We start from the raw sequence: 13,095 nt of genomic DNA, 5'->3' as shown, positions 1-13,095 counted from the left end.
CAATGAAGAACGAGTATTGTAAAATCATAATAAACATTGCGAAAAACATATACTGGTGCTAAAATGGGCTCAACTTCTTATTTTGAAAGGCTGTGCTCGCCATATGACAACTTCTATATTAGCTTCTGAGACACTTGCGATTCCTCGTTCTGAACACCCTCATCCACATTGGCAACGTCATGAATGGATGAATTTGAATGGGCAATGGTCATTTAAGTTTGATCCGAACAATGAAGGTATGAAGGCGTTATGGTACTCCAATCCTGAAATCGCTTACGACTCAATGATCACTGTACCTTTTTCTTGGGTAAGTCCCTTATCCGGAATTGGCTGCGATCAACAAGGAATAGGCTGGTATCGCCGCACCGTGAATGGGCAGGCTGTTGACCAACAAACACGATTGTTTTTACGTTTTGGGGCAGTAGATTATTCATGTGATGTGTGGATAAATAGAGAACATGTAGGTTCACATCAAGGTGGATATGGTTCATTTGAATTTGATATTACACCTTACTGGGCAGCTAATTGTGAGAATAATATTGTCGTAAGAGCTGAGGATTTCGATCATGCTTATCAAGCGCGGGGCAAACAAGGATATGGAGAAATCCGTGGAATTTGGCAACCTGTATGGCTTGAAGCACGTCCCGAAACTTATATGAAAGATGCAAAGTTTGTGACCCGTATAGATGGACAGGTGAAGGTAACTACAAGAATAATTGCGCATGAAACGGGTTCGGCAGAGTTTACGCTGCAATTCGCTGATCATTCTGTTGTTCATACAGAGAAGCTGCAGCTTATAGCAGGGGTGAACGAATGTAAGCTGTCTATCGATGTTCCCAATCCGCATTTGTGGAGTCCAGAAAATCCTTATTTATATGAAGGTGAATTGCAGCTTAGTGGATCGTTTGGTACAGATACAGTCAGCACTTATTTCGGAATTCGCGAAATTCAGACTGCCCGCTTTGAAGATCGTGATTATCGGTGGATCACCTTAAATGGTAAACCGATATATTTGAACGGTACTCTTGATCAGTCCTATCACAAGACAGGGTTTTTCACCTATCCAACGGATGAAGACATGCGGGATGAAATTTATCTAATGAAACGTTTAGGGCTAAACATGGTGCGAATTCATATTAAGCCCGAAGAACCCCGTAAGCTGTATTGGGCGGATAAGCTTGGCATTCTTGTTATGGAAGATATGCCTTGTTTCTGGGGTAATCCGGATGACAAGGCCAGAGCCTCCTATGAGAGAGAAGCCCTTGAGGTGATTGAACGAGATTATAATCATCCATCTATTTTTTCGTGGGTTATGTTCAACGAGACCTGGGGTTTGAAGACAGATGCTCAGGAGGCTAGCCTCACAAGTGATGTACAGCAGCAGAGTAGTTATCTTAAAGAGACACAGGAATGGGTGCGGGAGAAATATCGCTGGGCGAAGCAGCTTGATCCGACTAGAATTGTTGAGGATAACTCGCCGTGTAATTATGATCATGTGGAATCGGATATTAATACATGGCACTTTTACATTAATGGTTACGAGCAGCTGCAAGCCCACTTAAATGAGGTTGTAGATAAAACATTCCCGGGATCGGAGTTTAACTGTATTGGCGGCAACGTACAGTCTGATGCCCCTCTAATGAACAGCGAATGCGGTAACGTGTGGGGGATAGAAGGTGGTGCAGGGGACAGTGATTTGGCATGGCATTACCGCTATATGATGAATGAATTCCGGCGGCATGATAAGCTATGTGGATTCGTATTTACTGAATTCCGTGATGTTACGAATGAGTTCAATGGTTATTACCGGCTAGACGGGAGCGATAAGGATTTTGGATATGGGGATTTTGTTCCCGGGATGACGATTGCGGATCTGCATTCCCCAGATTTTATCGTGTTAGATGCTCCTCCATGCCAGACAGTAGAAGCAGGGCAGAGTGTTAAAGTACCTTTGCTAGGTTCCAGCTTCGCGGACAGCTATCACGGTCATAATTTGAAGCTGAAATGGGAACTGTGGTACGACAATTTGGGGACTCGGGTCACTGCGCAAAGTGGACATATGTCTGTGAAATGGGATAACTTTGGAAACACTATACTTCCTTCTTTGAACATTACAATGCCTGGTCAGGAGGCGGCTGCAATACTTGCTGTTTCTCTGATTAATGAGAAGGGTGAAGCGATCACGCGGAATTTCATTACTTTTGATGTAAGAGGCGGTAATAACACTGTATTGTTTAAAGGTGAAGGAGCATTTATTCAAATTCCAGTGGGAGCTTATACCGATCATAACTTTAAGCATCAATGGGATGCTATCCAAGGATCTAAGATCAATGGTGCTGGGCAAGGTCAGTATGTATACGAGGTTACACTGCCAGATGCAGCAGATAAATCAATGATTGGTGAGATCGAAATCATCTTCGAAGCAAGTGCTAAACGATTGCTGGCGCGGCATGTTGAAGGTACGAAGCTTAATGATATGGGCCTTGATCTTATGCATGGGGCAGATGCGAGGGTGGAATATAATCCGAATACGTATTATATGACGGATGAAGAGCGTCATCCTTCCCGAGTGAACGTTCTGGTGGATGGGCAGCGGATTGGTTCTTTCTATTTACCGGATGATCCGGCTGATAGCAGAGGGATTTTGTCTTGGCATTATCAGCCAATAGCGAATAAGCTGGATGAGGCTGGATCTTATGGCTACCTATGCAAGGCAAGTGTACCGGGGCAGTTAGCAGCGAAGCTGGATCGCAATCGTGTTTTCCGTTTGGAGCTGCAAGCAGAGGACGGCGGGCTAGCTTTGTATGGCCGTAATGCAGGTCGTTATCCACTGGACTTGTTGATTCGTTATCGCTAAATAACCTTAATATGAAAATAAAGCAATCCCAGCTAAGAAGCAGGGATTGCTTTTTTATCGGTACTGCAAGGTATTATTAAAGTTCTTTATCATTAATGCTGTTTAACCAGCTTTCAATCTCTCCAATGACCGAACTAATGCAGCCATCTTCAAAAGGTGAAGTCAGGCCCGCAAGTTCAACCAGCTTGATAAAGGATTTGCTTCCTCCAGCTTGACATAACTCTAAATAATCACTCCAAGCGGATTTAAAATCTTCATTTGAACGTTTCCAGAACTGGAAGGCACATAGCTGTGCTAGTGTATAGTCAATGTAATAGAACGGGGAGGCGAAGATATGGCCTTGCTTATGCCAAAATCCACCTTGTTCCAGATAAGCATTACCTTCATAATTGCGGTGCGGCAAATATTTTTTCTCGATTTCTCGCCATGCTTGCTTACGTTCAGCAGGGGTTGCTTCAGGATTGCTGTAAACAAAATGCTGGAATTCATCTACAGTAACTCCGTAAGGAATAAACTGAAGGCTATCTGCCAAATGATTGAAACGGTATTTGTCTGCATCCTCTTCAAAGAACAATTCCATCCATGGCCAAGCAAAAAACTCCATGCTCATGGAATGGATCTCACAGGCTTCATAAGTAGGAAAAGCATATTCAGGTACATTAATATTTCGGCTTTCATACACCTGGAAGGCATGCCCCACTTCATGGGTCAAGACATCAATATCCCCTGAGGTTCCATTGAAATTCGAGAAGATAAAAGGTGCTTGGTATTGGCTGAAATAAGTACAATAGCCACCGCCTTGCTTACCTTTTTTACTTACTAAATCCACTAGATTGTTATCCAACATAAAAGTAAAAAATTCATCAGTTTCCGGAGAGAGCTCTTTGTACATCTTGGATCCGTTAGCTACAATCCAGTCAGGATCTCCTTTAGGAGTGGCATTGCCAGTCTTGAAGCTGAAGTTCTCGTCATAAAACTTCAAGGCATCCAGACCTAGGCGTTCAGTCTGCCGTTTCTTAAGCTGTTGGGAGACGGGTACGATATGCTCCAGAACTTGTTTCCGGAAGTTGGCTACCATGTCGGCGTTATAATCGGTACGCATCATCCGGTCATAACCTAGCTCAACAAAGTTGCTGTAACCAAGCTTTTTAGCAATGCGGTCACGGACTTTAACTAGCTCGTCATAGATTCGATCAAATTCACTTTCATGTTCAGACATAAAATCATATCTGGCTTGTGAAGCACGTTTACGCATATCGCGGTCCGTGGACAATTCAAAAGGAGTAAGCTGAGTCAGCGTGCGTTCTTCGCCTTCGAATGGAATCTTGGCGGACGCGATAAGCTGAGCGTATTCTGTAGAGAGTTTGTTCTCCAATTGTAAATCTTCGATGATTTCTGGACTAAAAGTACGCAGAGCTACTTCTGCAAGCTGAAGCAGCTGCGTGCCCCATTCTTGTTCGAATTCGGCTCTGTATTTGGAATTGACGAGTGCTTTGTAGTAGTCCGTTATGTATTCCTGAACGATAGGGCCAATCTCGTCCATGAATTCCTGTTCAGCCTTGTAGAATTCATCTGTTGTATTGATCGAATGGCGAACGCTAACCAATGTCTGCAGGGTGTCAAACTCATTGCGAAGCTTGTTAATAGCGGTAACGGAAGCCTTTTGCACTTCTAATGGCTCGGTGTCATTGAGATCTTTAAGCAGGTTGTTAAAATCCTGTTTGAACTTCTCTACATCCGGGCGCTCATAGCGATAATCATTAAATTTCATTAACTATTCAACTTCCTTTCTATACCAGATAGTCTCTATTATATATTCTGAACAGCAATTTACGATAGACCTGTGTTAGCTGTTTTTGAATAAAAAAAGAACAAATGGACAAAAGTGTAAAAACTTGTTAGATGAAATACGGTTTGATATTATCTAAGAATATAGTAGAAATGATATTTATAGCGATTACTTAGCCTTTATTTAACCAGCATTCACTGAATACGGGTTATCTCTGTTTATATACGAAGTTTTGTATTTTTCCACTTTACATCCTTCCTCCCTCTTTTTTTGCTGTAGCCGCACAACTGTCGACAAACTTAATATATCATGATATATTATTATGTATAAGATGAAAAAAATTAGAGTCAGGAGATAACGAAAGTCATGAGTGAGACAACATCATCCAAACCGATGTATGAAAAAATATTTGATGAAGTGAAGCAGCTTATCGTTAATAAATCCTATGGACAAGGGGAACGGGTTCCCTCTGAGAAAGAACTGGCTGAAGCCTATAATGTTAGTCGGATTACGAGTAAAAAAGCTCTGGAAATGCTCGCCGCGGAACAATTAATTGTGAGAAAACCGGGGAGAGGTTCATTTGTGGCAGATCCAGCAGTCGATTACATGGAATCAGCGATATCTCCGGGGACGGTCTCCGACGGAACTGTTTTCAATTCCTTTAACCATGAGGAAAAGACGATCGGTCTGGTTATTACCGACTTTGGCAACAGCTATGGCACAGGCTTAATTTATGGCATGGAGCAGGCTTCACGTGATAATGATTGTTTTCTGGTTTTAAGAAGAACGTTTGGGGTGCCGGAGAACGAAGAGAAATCTATTCAGAAGTTGCTCAGCTTAGGTGTAGATGGTCTGATCATTTTTCCGGCTCAAGGCGAATTTTTTAATGCGGAGATTCTAAAATTGGTGATAGGGCGGTTCCCGCTAGTTCTGGTAGATCGCCATTTAAAAGGAGTGGCAGCAGCATCAATCAGTACTGATAATATGCAGGCTGCACTCAAAGGTACGGAGTATTTATTTGATCTCGGGCATACTCATATCTCCTTTCTCTCTCCACCTCCAGCGGATACCACAGCTCTTGAAGAGCGGGTAGAGGGATTTATTCAAGCGCATGCGGAACGGGGAATAGCTGTAGACAAGGGATTGTGGGTCAGCGATTTGACCTCAACACTACCGGATTCCTTCAACGATGAGAATATTGAACATGACATTTCGCGGCTAATTTCTCATTTGCAAAAGAATCCAACAATAACGGCGCTTTTTGCTGTGGAATATAATATTGCGCTGCTGGCTAGAACTGCGGTCCAACGACTTGGGCTACGAATTCCAGAAGATATTTCGATCATTTGCTTTGATAGTCCGCCAACTCCACTTGGTTCGGGTTATGCATTTACCCATTTACGGCAAAATGAAGAAGAGATGGGGCGGCTTGCAGTAGAAAATGTATTGCGAATTATGAACGGGCAGAGTGTGTCCAATAAGATAATGCTGGAAGCTCAGTTGATTTCTGGTGAATCCACAAGCTCCGCTAAACAATCTATCTCTAAATAGAATTTTGGCTTATTCTCCAAATTAAACATATATTAGTTGTTATAAAAACCTATCTTTTTGGATGGGTTTTTTTATTTGTTTTAGATATGTATTTATCATTATAGATGTATTGATATATCATTATAATAAAATAAACATATTGACATACTAATCACATGACAATATACTAATCAGTGAAAGCGCTTCAAAGTTAAAAAGAAAAAGGGGGTATTATAACTGAAAGCAACTAGAGAAATACCCGAGTCGATGCATAAACTGGCATCTAGCGTAAAAGCACAGCTGAGTGATCGCCCGAAATTAGCCGAAATGTTCGAGAAATGTATGGCCAACACCTGGAACACAACCTTAAAACGAATGCCAAACGGAAGCACTTTTGTTATTACCGGAGATATTCCAGCGATGTGGCTACGGGATTCCGCCGCACAGGTCAGACCTTTCCTAATCCTTGCCTCCGAAGATGAAGAAATTGCAGACATGATTGAGGGACTTGTACGTAGACAATTTACTTACATCCAGCTTGATCCATATGCTAACGCATTCAATGAAGAAGAAAGTGGGCATGGCCACCAAGAGGATCTGACGGAGATGAGCCCGGGAGTCTGGGAAAGAAAATATGAAATTGATTCGTTATGTTATCCAATCCAACTGAGTTATCTGCTCTGGAAGAATTCGGGCCGTACTAGTCAGTTTAATGAGTCGTTTGTAACAGGCGTAGAAAGAATCATAACATTATGGACTACCGAACAGAACCATGAGCGCGATTCAAAATATCTTTTTCAACGGATGAACTGTCCGCCCACGGATACGTTAGCTCGAGAAGGCAAAGGGACGTTGACGGCTTATACCGGAATGACTTGGTCTGGATTTCGTCCTAGTGACGATGCCTGTGAATATGGGTATTTGGTTCCGGCCAATATGTTCGCGGTGGTTGTTTTACGATATGTGTGTGAAATTGCCCGTGAGATTTTAGGTGATCAGGAGCTGGAAAAGAAAGCTAGAAAACTATCTGACCAGCTTAATAAGGGAATAAGTGAGTATGGAATTGTAGAACATCCAGAGTTTGGAGCGGTCTATGCTTATGAAGTAGATGGTCTGGGACAGGTGAATTTTATGGATGATGCAAATGTACCTAGTCTACTCTCTATCCCTTATTTGGGTTATGTGACTGCTGATGATCCTATTTATAAAAATACCCGTGAACTTATTTTAAGTAGCACTAATCCTTATTTTTTCGCAGGAAAAGCGGCTGCTGGCATTGGAAGTCCGCATACGCCAAATCGGTATATCTGGCCCATAGCTTTAGCGATGCAGGGAATGACATCTACCCGCTTTGAGGAACAGGAAGCCTTACTTCATCTGCTGGAGAAGACGGATGCAGGAACTGGATTTATGCATGAAGGGTTTTATGTGGATAATCCTGATGAATTTACACGTCCATGGTTCTCTTGGGCAAACATGATGTTCTGTGAGCTTGTACTCATGCGCTGCGGTAAGCAGATTAAGCGCGGATGAGACCAACAAGGTTTGAATAATCGACTCTAAAGGGGATAGAGAACATGAAAAAATGGCTGGTTACCTCAATTGTTTTGGTAATGACTACTGCACTTGCTGCGGGCTGCGGTGGTAATAACGGATCTGCGGACAAAGAGACCGGAAACACAAGCAAAGCTGGGAGCAGTACCGGGAAAAAGACAGAGCTTACCTTCTGGGGAGATTGGGGCGGTGAGGGGCAGAAGCAATTCGAGACCATGGTGGATGCTTTTAATAAATCGCAGGATAAAATTCACGTAAAATATGTGCTGCAACAGGATATGATCACGAAATTCCTAACTTCTGCGACCAATGGCGGCACTCCTGATGTACTGTTTTGGGACCGTTGGAGAACTTCGCTGTATGCCCCGAAAAATGTACTGCATCCGGTGGATGAATACTTAACGCGTGACGGAATTTCCGAAGATGATTTCTACAGTGAATCCCTACGGGAGCTTTCATACGATGATAAATTATATGGGCTGCCGCTTACAGTAGATGCCCGTGCTCTTTTCTATAATAAGAAGCTGCTCGCAGAGGCAGGACTTCAGCCTCCAACAACTTGGGGTGAGTTAGAGGCAGCGGCTACGAAGCTAACGAAATGGAATGGCAATAAATTGGAGACTGCAGGTTTTTCTATGGGAGATTTGGGACTTTTTAATATGTATCTCCAACAGGCTGGCGGCACCATGCTTACAGAGGATGGAAAGACCAATTTTAATAATGAGCAGGGCAAGCAGGTGCTTGAGTTCTGGGATCGCCTAATGAACAAGGACAAAGTGTATAAAGTAGGGTTCGAACTTGGACTTGGTGAAGGGCAAGATGCTTTTGTCACAGGTAAAGTGGCTATGCTGTATTCCGGTCCGTGGATGCTCAGCACCTATAACAAATATGGTAAAGACCTGGATTATGGAATCGTTCCTCCTCCAGCCGGACCAAATGGTGATAAAGGTAGTGTCATGGGTGGATTTGGGCTAGTGATTCCAGAAGGCTCCAAACATAAGGAAGAAGCATGGGAGTTCATCAAATGGTGGACAGCGAACAAGGATAACGCGTTGCTCTGGGCAAAGACGAGTCTAAACCTGCCGGGTTATAAGCCATCGATGGAAGATCCATTTTTCAAGGATGATCCAAAGTGGCAGCCGTTTCTGGAAACGTTGGAGTTCGCCAAGGTTCGTCCGAACCATCCTGGATATTCCGTGATGGAGACTGATGCTTTGGCCCCTAATTTGCAGCTTAACCAGCAAAACAAGATGAGTATTGATGAGACCTTGAAGAAATCGCAAGAAGAGGGCGACAAAATGCTGAAGGATAATGAAGGAGTGAAATAATAAGTAAGACATTTGAAGTGAAGGGAGGTTTCGCCTCCCTTTTGCTTAGGAGGGGGTAGCTGAAATGGCTTCCATCAGAAAGCTAGAGAAACATCAGGCACGGACGGCTTATCTGTTTATTACACCCACGGTATTGCTGTTTACAGTATTCACAGTCATCCCTGTGGTAATGGCGCTATATTTAAGCTTTACCAACTACGATGTACTTAGTAGAAACGATTGGATCGGTTTTGATAACTATCGCCGTTTGATAGAGGACAGTTTGTTATGGAAAACATTCCGAAATGTATTTCTGTATTCCATCATTTTCGTTCCATTTAATATTCTGATTTCGCTTCTCCTCGGGATTCTGCTTAGTCGATCCTGGCGTGGGGTAAAGTTGTTCCGCACATTGAATTATCTGCCTACCCTTACATCCGCCGTTGCTGCTGCTACCGTTTGGATCTGGCTTTTGCATCCTGAATTTGGTTTGGTTAACGGATTGTTGTCTTATGTTGGGATTACGGGTCCAGCTTGGTTATCCGAGACCCGAACAGCGATGTTATCCATTATTATGCTTACCCTCTGGCAATCGGTAGGTTCTAATATGATTATCTACTTGGCAGGTCTGCAGGGCGTGCCCGACTATTTGTATGAATCTGCACGGCTGGACGGTGCTAATAAGCTGGCTTGTTTCCGGTTTATTACTTGGCCGCAGCTGCGACCAACAACCTTTCTTGTCAGTACGATGTCAATCATTGGTGCGTTGCAGTTGTTCGACCAAGCTTTTGTGCTGACGCAGGGGGGTCCGGCGAATATGACAAAGACTCCAGTTTATCTGATCTATCAGCAGGGCTTTAATCAATTGCAAATGGGGTATGCGTCTGCACAAGCATTTGTGCTTGCTGTGGCGATTCTCATTTTCTCACTAATAAACATGCGGATCACAAAGGCGGAGGAGTCCATTGTATAAGCCGGGCTTGCCATGCAGAAGGGGGATAGAGGTATGGATACTAGCGGAAGTTCGTTATTAAAAAGAAGCTTAAGCAAATCTATCTATTATATAGTGTGCATAGTTATTGCTATTGTAATGTTTCTACCTTTTTATTGGAGTGTTCTTACATCCTTGAAGCCTGACGAAGAGATCTTCGCCATGCCCATCCGGTGGTTTCCTTCACATTTGACCTTAGAACACTATCGTAAGGCATTTACTACGGTTCCGTTTGCGCTCTATTTCTGGAATTCGCTTGTACTTGCAGTAGCGGGTGTATTGGCGAATCTGTTCTTTGGTTCTATCAGTGGTTATGCGTTCGCAAAATTGAATTTTAAGCTCAATAAGCCGATATTCCGCGTGCTGCTTGCGGCGATGATGATACCAGGCATTGTGACGATGATCCCCACGGTTTATGTCATGCGCCATATTCCTCTTTTTGGAGGAAATGATATTTTTGGTAGCGGGGGTAACGGGCTGATGAACTCATTCTGGGGCATTATTCTTCCGGGCGCTTCTGGAACCTTTGCTGTGTTCTTCATGCGGCAATTCTTTCTCACCTTACCTAGTGACATGATGGAAATGGCCCGGATCGAAGGCTGTGGAGAGTTTAAAATATTTTGGCGGATATATTTGCCGTTGACTAAACCAGCGCTGGCTACTTTAAGTATCTTTACCTTCCAAGCGGGCTGGAACAGTTTCTTATGGCCAATGATTGTGCTGAATGATCCCGACAAAGCAACGATTCAGATGGGACTTCAAGCTTTTTCTTATAATTTTCAAACAGACTACGGTCCAATGATGGCTGGAGCGCTAGTAGCAATCTTGCCGATATTGGTGTTGTTTTTAGCGCTTCAGCGTTATTTTGTACAGGGGATAGCCTTCAGTGGTATTAAGGGTTAATGCAATAAAAATCGAACCAGGGAGAGAGTCTATATGAATCAATTGGAGATAGGGATTTGGGAGGAACGGGCGAATCAAGCACAAGCTGCATTGGATTCATTCTTCTGGAATGAAGCGATCAAAATGTACAATATAGAAACACCTTGTCCAAATGGAGAATGCAACACGATTTTTCATTATTGGTGGATGGCCCATGCTGTGGATGTATTGGTAGATGGACTACAGCGGACTGGAGAGAACTGGTATGCCAAAAGGCTTTCCGCACTTCATGAAGGTCTGCTACAACGAAATGGTGGTATGTGGCCAAATGAGTTGTATGATGATATGGAATGGATGGCTCTCGCGTGGCTTCGTGCTTATCAAGCAACAGGAGTGGAAGGTTATAAAGATACAGCCCTTCTTTTATGGGAAGACATTCAGACAGGCTGGAACGAGCATATGGGTGGTGGGATCGCTTGGCAGAAGTCACAGTTGGATTATAAAAATACACCTGCCAATGCACCAGCAGCTATACTGGCGGCTCGTTTGTATCAAGCTTTTGGTGAAGCTGGCAATCTTGAATGGGCGTTAAAAATATACAGATGGCAAAAAGAGCATCTAGTAGATCCGGCAACGGGTTTTGTATGGGATGGCATGAATCGCACTGGCGATGGAAAGATCGATAAAGATTGGAAATACTCCTACAACCAAGGTGTTTTCATTGGCGCAGCAGTTGAACTGTACCGTATCACTAAAGAGCAGGAATATTTAGAGGATGCTCGTCTAACCTTTGCCGCCGCAGCCCATGAACTTGCTGACTCTGAGGGAGGTGTGCTGCCAGATGAAGGAAATGGTGATGCGGGACTGTTTAAAGGAATCCTGATTCGCTATACAGCTGAATGGGTCAAAGCTGATTCCGCAGCAGTTAAAGCTGTAGATTTCCTGCGAACGAATGCAGAATGTCTCTGGGAACAAGGAAAGTCAGAGGATAAAGTGTTGTTTGGCACAGATTGGACTTCGACTTCCGCTGGTGTGATTCAGCTCAGCTCCCAGCTTAGTGCGATCAAGCTGCTGGAGAAGATGGCTGAATTAACTAAAGAACAGGGTTGAGGTGAGTTCTTAATGACACAAGCAAAGGAAGCCATAGAAGCAGTCAGTTGGCAGGAAAAGTCCGAGTGGTTCCAACAATGTCTACTACGTAATTATTATAATGCTGAGACGGGGATCATGAACCAATGGTATCCCAGAGCGTACAACGTTGCGGGGGAAAACTTTTATTATTGGTGGCAGGCTCATGTCATTGATATTTTAGTAGATGGTTATGAGCGTAGTGGAGATCCTGTGTATTCCTTGAAAATTAAGGAGCTAAGTCAGAGTCTGCAAGCTTATAACGGGGGGACTTTCAGGCATAATTACTATGATGATATGGAATGGACAGCATTGGCGTTGCTGCGTGCTTATCGGGTAACAGGACATGAAGCCTATTTAAGTGCTGTGCTTAATCTATGGGAGGATATTAAGACGGCTTGGAATGAACAGTTGGGTGGAGGTCTGGCGTGGAAGAAGGATCAGCTAGATTATAAAAACACACCTGCCAATGCACCTGCCGTCATTCTTGCAGCCCGGTTATATGAACTTTTTCATAAGCAAGAGGATCTGGAGTGGGCGCTCCGTATCTATGAATGGAACAAGATATATTTGATGGATTCTACGACTGGTTTTGTGTGGGATGGGATGAATAGACTCGGGGATGGCCAGATCGATTACGATTGGGAGTTTACTTACTGTCAGGGGGTGTTTCTAGGCGCTGGCCTAGAGCTTTACAAGAATACGGGTGATGTTCATTACTTAGAAGATGCGAATCGAACGGCTAATACATGTATTGATCGGTTATGCGATCCAATTAATCTGATGTTGCCTGATGAAGGCATTGATGATACTGGATTGTTCAAGGGCATTCTGATTCGTTATTTGGTTCAGCTCTGTAAAATATCTCCTGTAAATATCCGTATTCGCGAGGTTATATTGGCCAATGCAATGCAGTTGTGGGAAAAAGGTCTGGATAAACAACTGGGTCTGTGCAGTTCATCGTGGGAAGTGAAACCGGAGCTTCCGGTTCAGCTGAGTATTCAACTCAGCGGCTTGATGCTTCTGGAGGGTGCTGCGGCACTGGTGAACGAATAGC

Annotated in this window: 9 protein-coding genes; 8 read left to right on the top strand and 1 reads right to left on the bottom strand. The window is 43.6% G+C overall.

Annotated elements, in window-relative coordinates; genetic code table 11:
* The first annotated feature begins 103 nt into the window (after nt 1–103).
* The gene (locus tag NST25_RS17840; protein WP_340392051.1) at nt 104–2,857 is read left to right on the top strand and encodes a sugar-binding domain-containing protein; all 2,754 of its coding nucleotides are present in this window, start codon (nt 104–106) and stop codon (nt 2,855–2,857) included.
* A 76-nt stretch (nt 2,858–2,933) separates the two neighbouring features.
* Here NST25_RS17840 and NST25_RS17835 read toward each other — a convergent pair whose 3' ends face one another.
* A complete protein-coding gene (locus tag NST25_RS17835) occupies nt 2,934–4,628 on the bottom strand; it encodes a M3 family oligoendopeptidase (protein ID WP_036688094.1) in 1,695 nt (564 codons plus the stop codon).
* 384 nt (nt 4,629–5,012) lie between these two features.
* Here NST25_RS17835 and NST25_RS17830 point away from each other — a divergent pair, with 384 nt between their 5' ends.
* The 7 genes from NST25_RS17830 to NST25_RS17800 all read left to right on the top strand — a co-directional run bounded on the left by NST25_RS17830 (nt 5,013) and on the right by NST25_RS17800 (nt 13,094).
* Nucleotides 5,013–6,197: a GntR family transcriptional regulator gene (locus NST25_RS17830; RefSeq protein ID WP_076278187.1), complete on the top strand. Its 1,185-nt coding sequence runs from the start codon at nt 5,013–5,015 to the stop codon at nt 6,195–6,197.
* 246 nt (nt 6,198–6,443) lie between these two features.
* On the top strand, nt 6,444–7,709 hold the full coding sequence (locus NST25_RS17825) for a glycoside hydrolase family 125 protein (protein ID WP_076302643.1): 1,266 nt from the start codon (nt 6,444–6,446) through the stop codon (nt 7,707–7,709).
* 44 nt (nt 7,710–7,753) lie between these two features.
* Nucleotides 7,754–9,058 (top strand): ABC transporter substrate-binding protein, encoded by a 1,305-nt coding sequence (locus tag NST25_RS17820; protein WP_340392048.1) that lies wholly within the window; start codon nt 7,754–7,756, stop codon nt 9,056–9,058.
* Nucleotides 9,059–9,122: 64 nt separating this feature from the next.
* Nucleotides 9,123–10,010 carry a sugar ABC transporter permease gene (locus NST25_RS17815; RefSeq protein ID WP_036688088.1) on the top strand — a complete coding sequence of 296 codons (888 nt, stop codon included), beginning with the start codon at nt 9,123–9,125 and terminating at the stop codon, nt 10,008–10,010.
* Nucleotides 10,011–10,043: 33 nt separating this feature from the next.
* Entirely contained in the window at nt 10,044–10,931 is an 888-nt protein-coding gene (locus tag NST25_RS17810) for a carbohydrate ABC transporter permease (RefSeq protein ID WP_076142466.1), read from the top strand.
* 33 nt (nt 10,932–10,964) lie between these two features.
* Nucleotides 10,965–12,020, top strand: coding sequence for a glycoside hydrolase family 76 protein (locus NST25_RS17805; RefSeq protein ID WP_340392045.1), 1,056 nt, complete (start codon nt 10,965–10,967; stop codon nt 12,018–12,020).
* 12 nt (nt 12,021–12,032) lie between these two features.
* Complete coding sequence (locus tag NST25_RS17800; protein ID WP_340392042.1) at nt 12,033–13,094, top strand: glycoside hydrolase family 76 protein; 1,062 nt, start codon at nt 12,033–12,035, stop codon at nt 13,092–13,094.
* Nucleotide 13,095: the final 1 nt, after the last annotated feature.

The sequence above is a fragment of the Paenibacillus sp. FSL E2-0190 genome (genome assembly GCF_037992965.1).
GTDB classification, from domain to species: Bacteria; Bacillota; Bacilli; order Paenibacillales; family Paenibacillaceae; genus Paenibacillus_AQ; species Paenibacillus_AQ odorifer.
The sequence above is the reverse complement of the archived record's forward strand: the minus strand, read 5'-3'. Positions and strand labels throughout refer to the sequence as shown.